This window comes from Flavobacterium sp. 2755, from assembly GCF_031455715.1.
GTDB lineage: Bacteria > Bacteroidota > Bacteroidia > Flavobacteriales > Flavobacteriaceae > Flavobacterium.
This window is the reverse complement of sequence record NZ_JAVDTG010000001.1, coordinates 648,643-666,005: the sequence shown is the minus strand read 5'-3', so window position 1 is coordinate 666,005 and position 17,363 is coordinate 648,643. Positions and strand designations below refer to the sequence as shown.

Here is a 17,363-nt window from a genome sequence, read left to right as displayed (position 1 = left end):
CTGAGATGCTAAGTTTTTTTACTGTGACTGTAAACTGAGACTGAATACTGTAAACTAGCTTTTTATCCAATTCTCTAAAATCCTTTTTCCTTTTGGCGTAAGCACACTTTCAGGGTGAAACTGAACGCCTCTTACATCAAAAGTTTTGTGTCTTAGTGACATTATCTGCCCATTTTCGTCAATTGAAGTTGCTTCAAGAACTTCAGGCAAATTGCTGTCTACAACCCACGAATGGTATCTTCCCACTTCGAATTCGTTTCCTAGACCTTCAAATAAAGTTTCGTCTGAAACTACCGTTTTTACATTTGTCGAAACGCCGTGGTATACTTTATCAAGGTTAGAAAGTGTTCCGCCAAAAACCTCCCCAATTGCCTGTTGTCCTAAACAAACGCCCAGAATACTTTTTGTTGGCGCGTATTTTTCGATTACTGCTTTTAATAAACCTGCTTCATCAGGGATTCCCGGACCTGGCGAAAGTAATATTTTATCGAAAGAAGCGATTTCGTCAATTTCGAATTCGTCGTTTCTGTAAACCGTTACTTCGCAGTTTAAATCTTCCAGGTAGTGTACTAAATTATAAGTGAAACTATCGTAATTGTCTATAACTAATATTTTTTTCATTTTTTCTAAGGTTCTAAGTTGCTGAGATTCTGAGTTACTAAGTTTTTAAACTGAGACTGAATACTGTGACTGGCAACTAATTTTTATTTATTTTTCTCGAACGTACTTTTCAGTAATAATTCTATCGATTCCTAATTTTTCTACTTTTTCAACTCCTTTTTGAGTTAAAGTATCGTTTTTGATTTTTACTACAAATTCAAATTTTCCATTTTCCCATTGACGGTTATTGAAGTACTCTAAATTCTCAGTATAAATACTATCTTTTAAAGTATATTTTCCGCCTCCGCCAAAGAATACTGCATTTGTTGAATCTTTACCATTATTTAAATCATGATTGAAAAAAGCAAAATGTGTATCGTTTATAATTTTAATCATTTTTGTTTTCGGATTAAAAGTCGAAAACGTTGAATCTTTTTCTGTCGTTTCTGCAGATATCAGACGCCAGGTTCCTTTTATCGGATTTTCCTTTTTTTCCGAATTACAAGCGGTTATACTAATGATTAAAACTAAAATTGAAATTGCTTTTTTCATAATTTGTGGTTTTTTATAGTTTGTTTTTATTGTTTAAAGTTTCAGGTTTCAAGTTTCACGTTCCAACAACTTGAAACCTGAAACAAAGAAAACTTGAAACTATATTTTCTCCGCCATTTCCAACGCTGTATTCAATGCTCTTAATTTATTATAAACTTCCTGCATTTCGCTTTCTTCGTCAGAACTTGCTACGATTCCGGCTCCGGCCTGGCAATGTAATTGGTGATTTTTAGAAAGGAAAGTTCGAATCATAATAGCATGATTAAAGTTTCCGTTAAAATCCATGAAACCAATTGCACCTCCGTAGAAATTACGATTTGTTTTTTCGTAATCTTCAATCAATTGCATCGCTCTGTGTTTTGGTGCGCCGCTTAAAGTTCCGGCTGGGAAAGTATCGGCAACAACCTGCATAGTTGTAGCTTTTTCATGTAAATGTCCGGTTACTTTAGAAACCAAGTGAATTACGTGCGAGAAAAACTGAACTTCTCTATATTTTTCTACGTTTACATCGTGACCGTTTCGGCTTAAATCGTTTCTTGCTAAGTCGACAAGCATTACATGTTCGCTGTTTTCTTTTTTATCTTCCGAAAGTTCTTTAGCTAAAAGCGCATCACGTTCGTCATTTCCGGTTCTTTTAAAAGTTCCTGCGATGGGGTGAATTTCGGCTTTTCTGTTTTTTACGATAATTTGTGCTTCGGGCGAAGACCCAAATATTTTGAAATCTCCATAATCAAAAAAGAATAGGTAAGGAGATGGGTTGATGCTTCTTAAGGCTCTGTAAACATTAAATTCGTCACCTTTAAAACCTTGTGTAAAACGACGAGATAAAACTAACTGAAAAACGTCTCCGCGGAAACAGTGTTTTTTAGCTAAAGCAACATTGTGTTTGAATTCTTCGTCGGTTAAGTTTGAGAAACCTTCACCTTCCTTTGAAAATTTGTATGAAGCAATATTTCTTGACTGAAGTAATTGTTCAATTTCAGCAATATTGTTTGTTCCATCAACGCTGTGGCAGAAAATATACGCCTCGTTTTTAAAGTGATTGATGGCGATGATGTTTTGGTAAACTGCATAAAAAACATCCGGAATTGAAGTTGCATTGTCTTTTTTAGCAATCGAAACTTTCTCGAAATAACGAACAGCATCGTAAGAAATGTATCCGAATAATCCGTTATTGATGAATTTAAAATCGTTTTTCTCCGATTGAAATTTGCTTGAGAATTCCTGAATTACTTCCGGGATATTTGTTGAAGCATCAATTTTAGTTTGTTCCGAAGTTCCGTCAGGGAAAGTTTTTGAAATCGTTTCGTTTTCGATTTTAATCGTTGCAATCGGGTTGCAGCAAACGTAAGAGAAACTGTTGTCATTTCCATGATAATCACTACTTTCTAATAATAAACTATTAGGAAATTTATCTCTTATTTTAAAATATATACTAACTGGCGTAATAGTGTCTGCCAGAATTTGTTTGTAATGTGTGTTGAGTATAAAAGGTTTCAAAGTATGTTGTTTTTTAGTTTTTAATATTTTTAGGCTAAAGTTTTGACCAAAAAAAAGGGCTTGTCGTGATGACAAGCCCTTTTTGTTTATAGTTTTGAAAATACCATAGGAAGCTTAGTTCACGACGTCTGACGTAAATTGTTCCACCACCAAGTATTGTTCATTAATGTTTTCATTTCTTTATTTTGATGTGACAAAGATATAAATGTAATTTGAATTAGAATACATAAAATCTCAAAAAAAACTTTTCTAATTTTCAAAATTTGTTAAATTTTAAAATCTAAAATCTGCTTAAGGTCTTAGTTTCCAATCGCAATCGTATTATTTACATTTGCTCTAAAATCTGGATTTCCTTTGATATTTGGCATTGTAAATAACTCGCTATTCTTCCATTTTGAGTATTCTATCCCGGAATTTGGGTTATAATAATTTTGAATTGCGACATCAGAACTAGATGATTCACTTGTAATTCCGCCGTTGCAATTGTTTACAATTATGTTTTTGAAACTCATTTTTGATAAGTTTTCATTTCCATCTCCAATATTGCTTTCTAATAAAACAAAAGGAGAAAAACCAGAAACAATACTGTTGGTTAAACTAAAAAAAGTATTTTCTCTAATGTGAACAGATTCTCTAACCAAACCTTGATTGTTTTCTTCAAGATTAACTAAAGTGATATTGCTTGCGGTGATTTTTGTCATTTTTTTACTCATATCCGTATTTTGAATCTTGTCGTATGAATCGACTTCAAAACATCTTGAACCAGAGATATCTGATGAAAAAGGATGACGAATAGCAATACTGTTGCTGATGCTGATTTGAGCACCTTGCGTAAAATCGAAATCATCATCAGTTGTTCGGTATGAAATTAAGTTGTTCATATTTAAATCTCCGCCATAACATTCAAAAGAATCATCATTTGAAAAACTGATCTGGATATTGCTTAAAATTGTTTTTTTTCCAACTCCAGCCAGTGAAAGTCCGTTAAGTTCTTTTTCTGAACTCAATTTTCTTCCTGCAAATTCTATTCTGACATATTTTAAAATTCCTGAATTATCTTCGGCATCCTGACCTCCATAATGATTTATTATTGGATCTAAAGTAAAAGGCAGTGTGTGAAGTCCGCCAAGAAAATTAATTGGAGCTTTTCCTAAAATGATAATTCCGCCCCAGTCACCCGGACGTCTGTCTGCAATTTCTTTGTTTGAAGTAAAAATGATTGGATCTGTTTCTAGACCTTCTGCTACAATTTTTGCACCATTTGAAATAACAAGAGTTCCACAGGTTTTATCATCGCCTCGTATTACAGTTCCGGGTTCGATGGTTAAAGTTGCATTGTTTGTCACGTAAACAATCCCTACTAATTGATATGTATTTCGTTTTACCAATCTGGTATCTTTATCAATTGTTCCTGCAATTATGTTGGTCGCTTCGCTGTATTCCATTTTTGCCGGATTAAAATTGGTCCAATTGTTCATCCAGTTATTAGTACCGATTATTCCTTTTGTTTGTTGTTGAGCTTGAAGTAAAAAAGTGCTTAGAAGTGTAATTATTATAACACGTATTTTTGTTTTCATAACTATAATTTTAATTTCTAGTTTTGGATTTTTAATTTGCTCAAAATTAGACCCCGAATGTTAATCAATACGGGGATAGTTATTATGAAAGCGTTATTTTATCGTTAAGAATGTTATGCTTTTGAAAAGAAATAAAAAAGAAAAACCCCAATAGAATCAACTATTGGGGTTTTTCTTATATATGAATTAGGTAAGCCTGAAATTAGAATTTTAAAGCTACTGTTAATTCGAAATCATCGCTGATAGTTTTGTCTCCTAAACCTTCGAAGAAACTTCCTGAACCGTATTTAATATCATATTTAGTTCTGTCAACTTTAAATGCAGTTGTAGCAGTGTTTCCGCTTACAGTGATATCAAAAGTTACTGGTTTAGTGATTCCTTTAATAGTTAAATCAGCAGTTACAGTGTAAACGTCAGCAGATTTAGCACCAATAGTTTTGAAAACTAATTTTGAAGTTGGGAATTTTTCAGTTCCAAAGAAATCGTCAGCTTTTAAGTGACCGTTTAATTTACCTTGGTATTCTCCAGTTAAATCTGTAGAAGTTAATGAAGTCATATCAACTGTAAAGCTTCCTCCAACTAATTTTTTTCCTTTGAAAACTACAGCACCTTCTTTAAAGTTTACTGTTCCAGAGTGCTCTCCAGTTACTTTTTTACCTACCCATTTGATAGTAGACGCTTTTACGTCGATTTTTTTAGTTTGTGCGTTTACTGAGATACCAGCTGCTGCTACGAATAATGCAATTGCAATTGTCTTTAAATTTTTCATGTTGTAAAATTGAATTTGATTAATAATAATTATATAGTGATAAATAATTCCTCGTGAGATTTTCTAACTTTTTTGAAATGCTGAGTATCATCCTCATCATGTCTGTAACCTACAGCAGCAATTACTGTAGCACTTAGGCCAAGTTTGTCAAAACCTAAGATTTTGTTGAATTCTGCTGCATTGAAACCTTCCATAGGAGTAGCATCAATTTTTAATTCAGAAGCTGCAGCTAATAAAGTTCCTAAAGCAATATAAGTTTGTTTTGCTGTCCATGTATTTTTAGCATCGTCAGATAAGTTTGCCACTGTACCTTTCATCATATCGCCAAATCCAGCTAAAGCATCAGCAGGAATACCTCTTGTTTCACTAATATTGTTGATATAACTGTCTACAGAATGTGCTCCAAGATTTACATCATTTGCAAATACAAATATTTGAGATGCATCTGTAAGCTGAGTTTGTCCGTAAGCAGCCGCTTTTAATTGTTCTCTAATTTCCGGATTTTCTACAATAACAACTCTGTAAGGTTGTAATCCGTATGAAGAAGCGCTTAATCTAACAGCTTCTTTAATAGTATTCAAATCTGCTGAAGATACTTTTTTAGATGCATCATATTTTTTTGTTGCATATCTCCAGTTTAAATTATCTAATAATGTACTCATAATTTTAATTTTGTTGGGTTCGGTATTTTTCTAATAATGTATTTAATAATTCTAATTCTTCTTGGCTTATATTTTCGGCAAACAAACGCTCGTGCTCATCTACCTTAGGGTCTAATTCTTTTAAAATATCTAATCCTTTCTGTGTAATCAAAACTTCAATTTTGCGTCGATTTCCCAGACAGACATTTCTTGTTACTAAATCTTTCAGCAATAATTTATCTACTAATCGGGTTGTATTACTTGTCTTAGCCAGCATACGTTCCTGTATTACACACATATTAGCAGGTTTTCCTTTTTGTCCTCTTAATATACGTAATACATTATATTGCTCTCCGGATAAATCATACGGTTTCATCAACTCGCTGAAATGATCCTGAATCACATTTTGTGTGTACATGATATTTAGAATAACTTTTTTCGCATTATCCATCTTAACTGTACTTTTAATAACCTCTTCAATTGTCATAGTCGTAAGTGTATAATTTGTATATACAAATGTAGAAGTTTTAATAGTTGTATATACAAATGTCATGTTAATTTTTTGTTAATTCAAAATGACATCAATTTTGAACGGAAAAAGTTAGAATAAAAATAATTTATTTTTTAGTTTTAAAATATTGATTTTTAAATATTTAACTAAAAATTAAACTTGTCCTTATAAATTCTATAAAAGTTATCGAATTTAAAAAAGATTTATTGAAATTCGGACAAAAGAAAGCCTTTTGTAGTTTTTTTGAAATTTAAAATTTCGTTATTTATCCAGTTTTCGTCATGTCCAAGCTCTTTAGCAAGAAGTTTTGCTACTTTTTCTGAAGATTGAATCGCTGCTCTTGCATCTAAAAACAATAAACGAACACGTCTGGCTAAAATATCATCTACAGTTCTTGCCATTTCATATCGAATCGCCCAAAGCACTTCTGCCATAGTAAATTCGTGATCAGGATGAACTTTTTCGTTTAATTCAGGATCGTTTTGTTGTAACTCAATTATTTTAGAAATATCTGAACCATAGATATACAAATGATTTTCTCGGTCTAAAGTCGTCGTAGTTTTATTTCCATGAATGGGAAGATGTTCTGTAATACATGGTTTTTTGGGCAGTTTACCAATAGTAATTGCTTTGTTTATAATATCCTCAGCGATTTTTCTGTACGTTGTCCATTTTCCTCCTGTAATCGTTATTAAGCCGGTTTCTGACACAATAATTTTATGGCTTCTGGAAACTTCCTTAGTTTTTTTTCCTTCTTCTTCGGGAGCAGCCAAAGGACGTAAACCTGCAAAAACCGATAAAACATCTGCTCTGGTTGGTTTTTTTGCTAAAAAATGCTGGGCTGTTTCTAGCACAAATTTGATTTCGCTTTCTAAAGCAACAGGCTCTAAACTTTGCTTTTTAATTAAAGTATCTGTTGTGCCTACTACAATTCGGTTATGCCAGGGTACTGCAAATAAAACTCGTCCGTCACTTGTTTTTGGAATCATCAAAGCATGATCTCCGGGTAAAAAAGATTTATCAAACACAAGATGAATTCCCTGACTCGGAACGATATATTTTTTATAAACAGTATCGTTTAGTTTCATTATGGCATTTGTAAAAACTCCTGTAGCATTTATAACTGCAGCGCCTTTTAAGTTGTATTTATCTCCAGTTTCCTGATCTTCTACTTCAACACCAATGACTTGGTTTTTATCGTCTTTTATTAAATTTATAACTTTTGTATAGTTTAAAATACAAGCTCCTTTTTCTACAGCAGTCTGAGCGATATTAATAGCTAAACGTGAATCATCAAATTGTCCGTCATGATAAATAACACCATTTAGCAAACCAGCTTCTTCTACGTTAGGAAGCATTTCGATTGTTTTTTTCTTAGAAATATATTTGGAACGGCCTAAACTTAAACGTCCGGCCAATAAATCATAAACAGTTAACCCAATAGTATAAATGAAAGTGCTCCACCAATTGTAGTTTGGAATCACAAAAGATTGGTTTTTGACTAAGTGACCCGCATTTTTAGCTATTAAGCCTCTTTCTTTCAGCGCTTCTATGACCAAGTGAATATTTCCTTGTTCCAGATAACGTACGCCGCCATGAATTAGTTTAGTGCTTCTGCTCGAAGTTCCTTTTGCAAAATCAACTGCTTCAAGTAAAATTGTTTTGTATCCTCTGCTTGCAGCATCAAGAGCAGTTCCTAAACCGCTGGCACCGCCTCCAATTACAATTACATCCCATTTTTCAGTGTTCTTTAATATCAATAGCTGTTCTGAACGGTTCATATATTATATTCTATTTTTTGGGATTCATTGTTTAAAGCAAACTTAACGAAACGAAATTAGATTTAGATGAAGAAATATCTTAGTTGTTAAAGTTTGTTTCAAGTTTCAGGTTTGAAGTTGATTTAACCGCAAAGCGCGCAAGGTTTATTAGAAACAAGACTTTTATAAAGCGCAAAGTTCGCAAAGCTTTATAAATAAACTTTGCGAACTTTGTGTATATCTTTGCGTGCTTTTCGGTTAAATCAACTTGAAACCTGAAACAAATTTTAGTGGGGAAGTTTATCTTTAATCAAACCATAAAACCAGGTTCCTGCAATAGCACTTAATAAAGTCACAATAATTACAGTTGCACCAGTTCCAATTTGAGCAAAAAGCGGACCCGGACAAGCTCCGGTAATCGCCCATCCAAAACCAAATAGTAATCCGCCATAGATTTGTCCTTTACTGAAAGTCTTTGGCTGAATTTCGATTTTCTCGCCCTGAAGCGTTTTAATGTTGAATTTTTTAATGATGAAAACCGAGATAACGCCAACAGCAACTGCGCTCCCAATTACGCCATACATGAAGAATGACTGTAAGTGAAACATTTCCTGAATACGAAACCAGCTGATGATTTCTGCCTTTACAAATACAATCCCGAAAAAGATTCCGACGATTAAATATTTAAGATTTGAGAATACTGTTTCTTTTTGATGACTTGCATTGATTCCTTCTCCGTCTGTATTTTTATTTTCTAAATTGCTCATTTTTGAAATTTTAAAGTGAAAGAATATAAGGTAAAATCAAAAGTGACATTACAAAACCGCCAATCATAAAACAGATTGTAGCTACTAATGAAGGCCATTGTAAATTTGATAATCCCATTATGGCGTGTCCGCTCGTGCATCCGCCTGCGTAACGCGTTCCAAAGCCGACTAAAAATCCGCCCACAACAATCATGATGAATCCGCGAAGCGTTAATAAACTTTCCCAGGAAAATAATTGCGAAGGAACCAAACCAGAATGATCTGTGATCCCGTAAGACGATAATTGCTGTGAAAGTTCCGGAGTAATTTGAACGTCATTTGGGTTTGATAAAAAGTAAGCCGCAATAACACCGCCAAGAAATATCCCCAAAACAAAGAATAAATTCCAGCTTTCTTTTTTCCAGTCGTATTTAAAAAACGAAATATTCGCTGGAATACAAGCCGCACAAATATGACGAAGTGAAGAACTAATCCCGAAAGATTTATTTCCGATAATCAATAAAATAGGAACAGTCAAACCAATCAACGGACCTGCAACATACCAAGGCCAAGGTTCTTGAATAATTTCTAGTAAACTCATATATAATTTAAATATTAAGTGTTTTTTCCACCATATAAGTTATATAAGAAATTATAAGTTGGGGTTTATTATATAACTTAGAAAAGCTAAGGAATATAAGAAGCAGACTTAAAAACGCTCCAAACTAAAATGAACTTATATCACTTATATGGTTAAACTTTATGTTCAATGTTTATGCTTTCAAAACCTTACTCTGACAGACAAAATCTGATTTTGGGATTTCAGTTTTTGCGATGGCTCCAAAACCGCCGTCAATTTCGCTAAAATTTCTGAAACCGCGTGCCTGTAAAATCGAAGCGGCAATCATACTGCGGTAACCGCCTGCGCAATGCAAATAAAAATGTTCATTTGGGTTAATATCTTTTACCCAGTCATTAATATAAGCAAGAGGTTTGCTGTAAGCATCTTCAATATGTTCAGCTTCATATTCCGTTTCCTTACGAACATCAATAACTTTATCTTCTTTGATATTAAATTTAATAGCAAATTGTTCTGCCGAAATTCGGTTAACGGTATCAATTTCAAAACCCGCTTTTTCCCAAGCTTCAAAACCACCTTCTAAATGTCCGATAATAGAATCAAAACCAACACGGCTTAAACGTGTAACCGTTTCTTCTTCAAGACCTAATTCGGTTACTAATATAATAGGTTGTTTTACATCGCCCACTAAAGTTCCAACCCACGGAGCAAAATCTCCGTTGATTCCTATATTAATAGACTGCGGAATAAATCCTTTGGCAAAATCACCGCTTTTTCGTGTATCTAAAATTAAAGCTCCGGTTTCTTCGGCAACAGCCTCAAAATCTTTGGCATCAATAGATTTCATTCCGTTATGCAAAACCGTTTCAAAACTTTCATAGCCTTGTTTGTTCATGGCAACGTTCATGCTGAAATAGGCTGGAGGAGGTAATAATCCGTCCGTTACTTCTTCAATAAATTCAGCTTCCGTCATATCCGAACGCAAAGCATAATTCGTAGCTTTTTGATTTCCAATTGTTGAAACCGTTTCTTTACTCATGTTTTTTCCGCAGGCGCTTCCGGCACCGTGTGCAGGATAAACGATTACATCATCATTCAGCGTCATAATTTTATCTCTTAAAGAATGAAATAAAATTCCGGCTAATTGATCCTGAGTCATTCCGGCAGCTTTTTGAGCTAAATCCGGACGGCCAACATCACCAATAAATAAAGTATCACCAGAAAAAATCGCATAATCTTTTCCGTCTTGGTCAATCAATAAATAAGTAGTGCTTTCCATGGTGTGACCCGGAGTATGCAATGCTTTTATCGTTACATTTCCGAGTTTAAATTCCTGTCCGTCTTTTGCAGAAATGCAGTCAAACTCACAGGCCGCATTTGGTCCGTAAACAATTGGAGCTTCTGTTTCCTTGCTTAAATCAATGTGTCCGGAAACAAAATCAGCGTGAAAATGCGTTTCAAAAATGTATTTTAGTTTAACATTGTCGCGTTCTAAACGATCTAAATAAGGCTGGATTTCTCTTAACGGATCAATAATTACTGCTTCTCCGTTTGAAGTTATATAGTATGCACCTTGTGCGAGGCATCCGGTGTAAATTTGTTCTATTTTCATGATATGAATTGAAAAATATTGGGAATACAAAGATAACTCTGTTTTCATTTAAAATAGGTGACTAATGTTACAGAAATTTGATTTTTGTGTAAAAAGAAGGAATTTAACCATATAAGTTATATAAGTAAATTTAAGGCATCACATAATTGATATTATATTAAAATGGATTTATAAGCTCGCCTGTTTTACCATATAAAAAAATCTGGCATACATAATCGACGTTATACTAAAATGAACTTATATAACTTATATGGTGCAAAAAAAAATCTACGTAATTTTACAACTGACGAAAATTATTGATATGAATACAGCAGACTTATTAGATCAGATAGCTTTTATAAAAGAAATTGATAAAGTAAAATACATTCAGAGAAAAACAAAATTATTCAACAGCGACCGATGTGAAAATGATGCCGAACACAGCTGGCATTTAGCTTTAATGGCCATTGTTTTGGCAGAACACTCTAATGAACCAATCGATGTTTTAAAAGTAGTAAAAATGGTTTTGATTCATGATATTGTAGAAATCGATGCTGGAGATGTTTTCATGTATGATACGGTGAAAAGTCATGATAATACAGATGAAGAACGATTAGCAGCGAATCGAATTTTTGGTTTACTTCCAAAAAAACAAGCAGAAGAGTTAATTGCTATTTGGGAAGAATTTGAAGCCGGAGAAACCAACGAAGCCAAATTTGCTAGATCGATGGACAGATTGGAGCCTTTATTACAAAATACTTCGAACAATGGCGGAACCTGGAAAGAATTTGATGTAAAGTATAATAAGGTTTACGAAAAAAAGAGCGTTATAAAAAATGGCTCAACATCTTTATGGAATTATGCTGAAGGTTTGATAAATGAAAGCGTAGAAAAAGGAATTTTGAAAAAATGATTTTCACCATATAAGTGATATAAGTAAATGTGAGTTTTACACAAAAAACTAAAATGAACTTATATCACTTATATGGTTTAAAATTTTAAAAAAGAAACTCTTTTTTAAAGCGACAATTCGGGTTGTAATGGTTAAATTTGTGGAACTTCATAAACAAATTACCACTTATGGAAGAAATGCTCTTTTATGATCGAATGCAATTCGCGTTCACCATTACTTTTCATTATCTTTTTCCACAACTTACAATGGGTCTTTCGCTCATTATTGTTTACTTCAAATGGAAATACCTAAAAACTAAAGACGAACAATACAATCACGCCACCCATTTCTGGATGAAAATCTTCGCTCTCAACTTTGCAATGGGCGTTGTAACCGGAATTCCGATGGAATTTCAATTCGGGACGAACTGGGCAAAATTCTCCGAATTAACAGGCGGAATTATTGGGCAGACTCTCGCAATGGAAGGAATGTTTTCTTTCTTTCTCGAATCTTCTTTTCTTGGAATATTTTTATTTGGAGAAAAACTCCTCGGACATAAATGGCATTTTATAACCGGATTATTAATCATGATTGGTTCTTGGGCCAGCGGATTTTTAATTATTGCCACACATTCGTGGATGCAGAATCCAGTGGGTTATGAAATTCTTGAAAACGGAAAATTTGTACTCAATAATTTTCAGGCTTTATTTTTAAATCCTTGGCTTTGGCCTTCTTATTTACACAATCAGGCTGCTTCTTTAGTGACTAGTTCGTTTGTTGTGGCCGGAATTGGCGCTTTCTATATTTTAAGTCAAAAGAATGTTTCTTTTGGAAAATTGTTCCTTAAAACGGGAGTTATCTTCGGATTGATTTCTAGTGTTATTGTGGCAGTTCCAACAGGAGATTTACTGGCTAAAAATGTCGTGAAATACCAACCCGTAACTTTTGCAGGAATGGAAGGGATTTTTCATACCGAAGAAAGAGGCTCTGAAATTGTTTTAATTGGTCAGCCCGATGTAAAAGATAAAAAACTCGATAATAAAATTGCTGTTCCTAATATTTTGAGTTTCCTGACGTACGGAAACTGGGATCAGGAAATTAAAGGTTTAGACCAGTTTGAAGAGGATTTGCATCCGACAAATATTTCAGGATTGTATTATGCGTATCATATTATGGTTGGGCTTGGAACCGTTTTTATAGGTTTAATGGTGATTTCGCTTTTTCAATTAATTAGAGGAAAATTGTTTGAAACCAAATGGATTTTATGGTCGCTTATGTTCATGATGCCGTTTCCGTATATTGCGAATACAACAGGTTGGTACACGGCCGAATTAGGAAGACAGCCGTGGCTGGTTTATAATTTACTTAGAACTGCAGCCGGAGCTTCACCAACAGTTTCCTCAGGAAATACCTTGTTTACATTACTTGGGTTTATTGGTTTATACCTTTTACTGGGAATGTTGTTTTTACTTTTGATTGGAAAAATTATCAATAAAGGGCCTCATCACGTGGAACTTTCAACAGAAAAAATATAAGTATGGAATTTTTTTGGTACATAGTTTTAATGGGAATCCTGGCCGTTTATTTGGTTTTAGACGGTTATGATTTTGGGGCAGGAATTATTCATTTATTTTTTGCCGATACAGAAAAAGATAAAAAAGCAATTACAAGTGCCATTGGCCCGTTTTGGGATGCCAATGAAGTTTGGCTTATTGCGGCCGGAGGGGTTTTGTTTTTTGCTTTTCCAACTTTATATGCTTCTTCTTTCAGCGGATTTTATCTGCCTTTGATTATGATTTTGTGGCTTTTGATTTTCCGTGCTATCGGATTAGAAATGCGCGGACAGATTCATAACGCCATGTGGGAAACGATTTGGGATAAAGCTTTCGGAATTGCGAGTTTACTTTTGGCACTTTTCTTCGGAATTGCTTTAGGAAATATTGTTCGCGGCGTAAATCTCGGAATGGTTCAAAATGGAGTTTCAACACAGGAAGCACATTATTTCTTTTTGCCTTTATGGAACCCAACATTTAGTCCGCAGGCAAATGAATTGGGAATTATTGACTGGTTTACACTTTTCCTTGGGATTGTGAGCACTGTCGCTTTAACAATTCACGGTGCAAACTGGATTATTTATAAAACGAATTCATCTTTAAACCCGAAGCTTAAAAAAGTTGTTTTTGCATTGAATATTGTTCTGTTGGTTTTAGTCTGTATTTCATTGCAGGTTTGGCATTTTATTGAGCCAAAACCGTTTCATAATTTTGTTGAAAATCCTATTCTTTGGTTTTTCCCGCTTTTGACTTTCGTTGGAATTCTGGGATTATTCAAAGTACGTTCGTTTCAAAAAGACGGTTACGGATTTATGTTTTCTACTTTCTTTTTAGTTGGAGGATTTGCTTCAACAGCGGTTTCGATTTTTCCGAATGTTTTGCCTTCGACAAATAAAGTAAATCCATCGTTAACGATTTATAATACTGCCGCCGGAGAATACGGATTAAACGCCGGAATGAGCTGGTTTTTTGTAGCTTTGTTTCTTGTGATTATTTATTTTATTATTCAGTATAGAGTTTTTAGCGGTAAAATGGATGATATTGGGTATGGTGAGCATTGATTATTTTTTGCCACGAATTACACTAATTAATTATATCAATAGCCGTTGGTTTTAACCAACGGTTTTTTAATTTAATAATGATGATTGATTTTGATAGTGAGATTGCTTCGTTCCTCGCAAAGACTTTGCATGTGTCCTTGCGAGGAACGAAGCAATCTCACTATTATTTAAACGGGAACTGATAAGCCCGGCCGGAGGAAACGCCCAAAACAAGCCCATTCAATTTTTCGCATTGATACCAATTTTTAGAATAAATTTGTGACACTGCTTGCATCTATTCTAAATCGTAACTTAAACTTCATGGAAGACCTGACATTGTTTATTGAAAATATTAATCAGAAAGTCGTTTTATTGCCGGGCGAAATGGATGCTCTATTGTCAGAGTTTAAAGTGCGAAAAATAAAGAAAAGACAGTTTATTGTACAGCCGGAATTTGTAAACAAACACAGAACTTATGTGCTTGAAGGAGCTTTTCGTGCTTATGTGGTAGATGAAAAAGGAAACGAGCATACAATTCAGTTTACTATAGAAGACTGGTGGATAGCGGATTATAATAGTTATATATACCAAACTCCAGCAACGATGTTTGTAGTAGCGTTAGAAGACAGCGTGATACTGCAAATAAATCACGAAGCCGAACAGAAACTTAAATCTTCAGCTCATAATCTTGAAACATTATTTAGAATAATGGCTGAAAAATCGGCGGCATTTTTTGCGCGTCGTATTATTGCAACGCTTACGCAAAATGCAGAGCAGCGTTATACGGAGTTTCTGGAAAAGTTTCCAAAAGTTGCGCAGCGCCTGCCGCAATACGCGCTCGCATCTTATCTTAATATGACTACAGAGTTTTTATCGAAAATACGTAATGAAAAAGTAAAGAAAAAAGGTTGAACTAGTTCAACCTTTTTTCCTAAGATACTTCAACTTTTCAGCCTGACTTAATACCCAACTTTGCTTTATCAATTAACAACGTATAATTAATAAAGTTAAAATGGAAAATTCACAAAAATTAAATGGTAAAATAGCCTTAATAACAGGTGCATCAAAAGGTATAGGTGCCGGAATCGCTAAAGCATACGCAAATCAGGGCGCAACAGTAGTTGTAAATTATGCTAGTAATAAGAATGACGCTGATAAAGTTGTTGAAGAAATAACGACTAATGGCGGAAAAGCAATTGCCATACAAGGCAATGTTGAAAAAGCGGCCGATGTAAAACGCATTTTTGAAGAAATTCTAAAATCATTTGGTAAGCTTGATATTTTGGTAAATAATGCAGGAGTTTACAGTTTTGCGGGTATTGACGATATTACCGAAGAATCTTTTCACCGTATGTTTAACATTAATGTTTTGGGCAGTATATTGACGATTCAGCAAGCGGCGAAATTATTTGGAGATAAAGGCGGTGTTATTATTAATGTCGGGTCGATAGTATCAACACTTGATATGCCAACTACATTGGTTTATACGCAAACTAAATACGCTGTAGATGCCATGACGCGTATTCTTGCAAAAGAATTTGGTCCAAAGAAAATTCGTGTCAATTCTATTAATCCAGGACTAATCGAAACAGAAGGTTCTCATAGCTCTGGAGTTATGAATGGTGATGCAGAAAAATGGCACGTGTCTGAAACGCCGCTTGCTCGTGTAGGGAAACCAGAAGATATTGCAAAAGTTGCTGTGTTTCTTGCTTCTGAAGATTCGTATTGGATTACTGGTGAAACAATCGCTGTTTCTGGCGGACAACGCTAAGTAAATTTTGGTATAAGATCAATTGCCTCCAGCTTTAGCTGGAGGTTTTTTATTGATATTGAGAAGGCTTTAGCCCAAATCGTAAAGTTTGGCTAAAGTCTTTATTTATATAGATTTGTTTACCTCCAGCTAATTTATTGAAAAACTATAAGTTATTTATCCGGGTTTGCGTTAGGGATAGAAGCGGTATCCTTTTTGTTTTTTCTTTAAAAACAAAAAGATACAAGCGGATAGCCCGGCCGAAGGTAACGCTCAAAAACTTCTCATTATTTTTTAAATGTATTTTGGACTTCACGTTAAATTTTCTTAATATAATTTTTACAAATATTGTATTTGGTTGGGATTTTCTTAGTTTTGTTAGAAGAGAAATAATTTAAATTTTAGAAAATGTATAATTGTTTTGATATAGCAAAGTATTTCATAGAATTAGCAAAGGCAGAAGGGCAAGGACTTGACCCAATGAAATTGCTAAAGCTGACTTATATTTCAGATGGATGGCATTTGGGAATTACCGGAAAACCACTTTTTGATAATGAAATTCAGGCGTGGAAATATGGCGCGGTTATTCCAGATTTGTATTATGCCATACGAATGTTTGGGAAAGATCCTGTTGATCCGTTTTTGCTGAATATATCTGCGAAAACGCCATTAAATGAAGAAGATAAAGAGTTCCTGAAAAAAATCTGGGATAATTACAAAGGATTATCCGGATTGCAGCTTTCGGCACTAACGCATGAAGAGGGGAGTCCGTGGTCGCAAACCTGGGATGGAACACATGATGTTGTAATTGGAAACGATTTAATTAAAGAATATTATCAGGAAAAACTAAATAGTTAATGGAAAGAACTTTAGCAGAAAAATTACCGGAAAGTGCTTTAGGAAACGATATTATTAATGTTCCGAAAGATGTATCGAAAGAAGCGGAAAAGGAAAATCATTTAATGAAACCTTATGATCCTAAAAGCCATTCGGAATACATAGAATTAAAAAGATTTGAAATCGAACAGGCAAATGAAAGTTCTGAACGAATGTTAAGACAAAAGAATGCTGAAAAAGCTTTTGTGTTTTCTGCAAGATGGGCGATTTTTATTGCTTTAATAATTCTTTTACACGGTTTTGGACGATCTTATAAATTCTTTATTTTATCGCAAACGGAGTTTCTGTTTGTTGTTGGAACTTTAACGACTTCAATCTTTACTTTTTATACTTTGGTTTTGAGGTATTTGTTTTACCGAAAACCAATTGCTAAAACTGCTGAAAAGAAAATAATCTAAATAGTT

General features: G+C 34.1%; 18 protein-coding genes. 7 read left to right on the top strand and 11 right to left on the bottom strand.

What is annotated here, in order from left to right:
• Positions 1–54: 54 nt before the first annotated feature.
• From J2Y38_RS02790 to J2Y38_RS02740, 11 genes are all read right to left on the bottom strand, one after another.
• Positions 55–621 (bottom strand): aminodeoxychorismate/anthranilate synthase component II, encoded by a 567-nt coding sequence (locus J2Y38_RS02790; protein ID WP_309839369.1) that lies wholly within the window; start codon positions 619–621, stop codon positions 55–57.
• An 87-nt stretch (positions 622–708) separates the two neighbouring features.
• On the bottom strand, positions 709–1,152 hold the full coding sequence (locus J2Y38_RS02785) for a hypothetical protein (RefSeq protein WP_309839367.1): 444 nt from the start codon (positions 1,150–1,152) through the stop codon (positions 709–711).
• Between the two features lie 99 nt (positions 1,153–1,251).
• Complete coding sequence (locus J2Y38_RS02780; protein WP_309839365.1) at positions 1,252–2,652, bottom strand: anthranilate synthase component I family protein; 1,401 nt, start codon at positions 2,650–2,652, stop codon at positions 1,252–1,254.
• Between the two features lie 299 nt (positions 2,653–2,951).
• Positions 2,952–4,229: a hypothetical protein gene (locus tag J2Y38_RS02775; RefSeq protein ID WP_309839364.1), complete on the bottom strand. Its 1,278-nt coding sequence runs from the start codon at positions 4,227–4,229 to the stop codon at positions 2,952–2,954.
• Between the two features lie 202 nt (positions 4,230–4,431).
• Positions 4,432–4,998 carry a YceI family protein gene (locus J2Y38_RS02770; protein ID WP_073484587.1) on the bottom strand — a complete coding sequence of 189 codons (567 nt, stop codon included), beginning with the start codon at positions 4,996–4,998 and terminating at the stop codon, positions 4,432–4,434.
• Between the two features lie 29 nt (positions 4,999–5,027).
• Positions 5,028–5,660, bottom strand: coding sequence for an NAD(P)H-dependent oxidoreductase (locus J2Y38_RS02765; protein WP_256635707.1), 633 nt, complete (start codon positions 5,658–5,660; stop codon positions 5,028–5,030).
• A gap of 4 nt (positions 5,661–5,664) precedes the next feature.
• Positions 5,665–6,126, bottom strand: a complete 462-nt coding sequence (locus tag J2Y38_RS02760; RefSeq protein WP_309839720.1) for a MarR family transcriptional regulator — start codon at positions 6,124–6,126, stop codon at positions 5,665–5,667.
• A 227-nt stretch (positions 6,127–6,353) separates the two neighbouring features.
• A complete protein-coding gene (locus tag J2Y38_RS02755; protein ID WP_309839361.1) occupies positions 6,354–7,931 on the bottom strand; it encodes a glycerol-3-phosphate dehydrogenase/oxidase in 1,578 nt (525 codons plus the stop codon).
• Positions 7,932–8,197: 266 nt separating this feature from the next.
• A complete protein-coding gene (locus J2Y38_RS02750) occupies positions 8,198–8,677 on the bottom strand; it encodes a DUF6691 family protein (RefSeq protein WP_309839359.1) in 480 nt (159 codons plus the stop codon).
• Between the two features lie 10 nt (positions 8,678–8,687).
• The gene (locus J2Y38_RS02745) at positions 8,688–9,257 is read right to left on the bottom strand and encodes a YeeE/YedE thiosulfate transporter family protein (protein WP_309839357.1); all 570 of its coding nucleotides are present in this window, start codon (positions 9,255–9,257) and stop codon (positions 8,688–8,690) included.
• 172 nt (positions 9,258–9,429) lie between these two features.
• On the bottom strand, positions 9,430–10,848 hold the full coding sequence (locus tag J2Y38_RS02740) for an MBL fold metallo-hydrolase (RefSeq protein ID WP_309839356.1): 1,419 nt from the start codon (positions 10,846–10,848) through the stop codon (positions 9,430–9,432).
• 301 nt (positions 10,849–11,149) lie between these two features.
• Between J2Y38_RS02740 and J2Y38_RS02735 the strand changes: the two genes are divergently transcribed.
• The 7 genes from J2Y38_RS02735 (at position 11,150) to J2Y38_RS02705 (ending at position 17,357) form a co-directional block, all read left to right on the top strand.
• A complete protein-coding gene (locus tag J2Y38_RS02735; protein WP_309839354.1) occupies positions 11,150–11,740 on the top strand; it encodes an HD domain-containing protein in 591 nt (196 codons plus the stop codon).
• Positions 11,741–11,907: 167 nt separating this feature from the next.
• The gene (locus J2Y38_RS02730) at positions 11,908–13,254 is read left to right on the top strand and encodes a cytochrome ubiquinol oxidase subunit I (RefSeq protein WP_309839352.1); all 1,347 of its coding nucleotides are present in this window, start codon (positions 11,908–11,910) and stop codon (positions 13,252–13,254) included.
• 2 nt (positions 13,255–13,256) lie between these two features.
• Positions 13,257–14,333 (top strand): cytochrome d ubiquinol oxidase subunit II, encoded by a 1,077-nt coding sequence (gene cydB, locus J2Y38_RS02725; protein ID WP_073484601.1) that lies wholly within the window; start codon positions 13,257–13,259, stop codon positions 14,331–14,333.
• Positions 14,334–14,633: 300 nt separating this feature from the next.
• Positions 14,634–15,224 (top strand): Crp/Fnr family transcriptional regulator, encoded by a 591-nt coding sequence (locus J2Y38_RS02720; RefSeq protein ID WP_309839349.1) that lies wholly within the window; start codon positions 14,634–14,636, stop codon positions 15,222–15,224.
• A gap of 100 nt (positions 15,225–15,324) precedes the next feature.
• A complete protein-coding gene (locus tag J2Y38_RS02715; protein WP_309839347.1) occupies positions 15,325–16,083 on the top strand; it encodes a glucose 1-dehydrogenase in 759 nt (252 codons plus the stop codon).
• A gap of 387 nt (positions 16,084–16,470) precedes the next feature.
• Complete coding sequence (locus tag J2Y38_RS02710) at positions 16,471–16,920, top strand: type II toxin-antitoxin system antitoxin SocA domain-containing protein (RefSeq protein ID WP_309839345.1); 450 nt, start codon at positions 16,471–16,473, stop codon at positions 16,918–16,920.
• Positions 16,920–17,357: a hypothetical protein gene (locus J2Y38_RS02705; RefSeq protein WP_309839343.1), complete on the top strand. Its 438-nt coding sequence runs from the start codon at positions 16,920–16,922 to the stop codon at positions 17,355–17,357. Before J2Y38_RS02710 ends, J2Y38_RS02705 begins: the two co-directional genes overlap by 1 nt.
• Positions 17,358–17,363 lie beyond the last annotated feature (6 nt).

Coding starts and splice junctions, on each gene's coding strand:
- J2Y38_RS02790 (WP_309839369.1), bottom strand. CDS start 621: ATGAAAAAAATATTAGTTATAGACAATTACGATAGTTTCACTTATAAT.
- J2Y38_RS02730 (WP_309839352.1), top strand. CDS start 11,908: ATGGAAGAAATGCTCTTTTATGATCGAATGCAATTCGCGTTCACCATT.
- J2Y38_RS02705 (WP_309839343.1), top strand. CDS start 16,920: ATGGAAAGAACTTTAGCAGAAAAATTACCGGAAAGTGCTTTAGGAAAC.
- J2Y38_RS02735 (WP_309839354.1), top strand. CDS start 11,150: ATGAATACAGCAGACTTATTAGATCAGATAGCTTTTATAAAAGAAATT.
- J2Y38_RS02785 (WP_309839367.1), bottom strand. CDS start 1,152: ATGAAAAAAGCAATTTCAATTTTAGTTTTAATCATTAGTATAACCGCT.
- J2Y38_RS02760 (WP_309839720.1), bottom strand. CDS start 6,126: ATGACAATTGAAGAGGTTATTAAAAGTACAGTTAAGATGGATAATGCG.
- cydB (WP_073484601.1), top strand. CDS start 13,257: ATGGAATTTTTTTGGTACATAGTTTTAATGGGAATCCTGGCCGTTTAT.
- J2Y38_RS02775 (WP_309839364.1), bottom strand. CDS start 4,229: ATGAAAACAAAAATACGTGTTATAATAATTACACTTCTAAGCACTTTT.
- J2Y38_RS02745 (WP_309839357.1), bottom strand. CDS start 9,257: ATGAGTTTACTAGAAATTATTCAAGAACCTTGGCCTTGGTATGTTGCA.
- J2Y38_RS02750 (WP_309839359.1), bottom strand. CDS start 8,677: ATGAGCAATTTAGAAAATAAAAATACAGACGGAGAAGGAATCAATGCA.
- J2Y38_RS02710 (WP_309839345.1), top strand. CDS start 16,471: ATGTATAATTGTTTTGATATAGCAAAGTATTTCATAGAATTAGCAAAG.
- J2Y38_RS02715 (WP_309839347.1), top strand. CDS start 15,325: ATGGAAAATTCACAAAAATTAAATGGTAAAATAGCCTTAATAACAGGT.
- J2Y38_RS02755 (WP_309839361.1), bottom strand. CDS start 7,931: ATGAACCGTTCAGAACAGCTATTGATATTAAAGAACACTGAAAAATGG.
- J2Y38_RS02770 (WP_073484587.1), bottom strand. CDS start 4,998: ATGAAAAATTTAAAGACAATTGCAATTGCATTATTCGTAGCAGCAGCT.
- J2Y38_RS02765 (WP_256635707.1), bottom strand. CDS start 5,660: ATGAGTACATTATTAGATAATTTAAACTGGAGATATGCAACAAAAAAA.
- J2Y38_RS02740 (WP_309839356.1), bottom strand. CDS start 10,848: ATGAAAATAGAACAAATTTACACCGGATGCCTCGCACAAGGTGCATAC.
- J2Y38_RS02720 (WP_309839349.1), top strand. CDS start 14,634: ATGGAAGACCTGACATTGTTTATTGAAAATATTAATCAGAAAGTCGTT.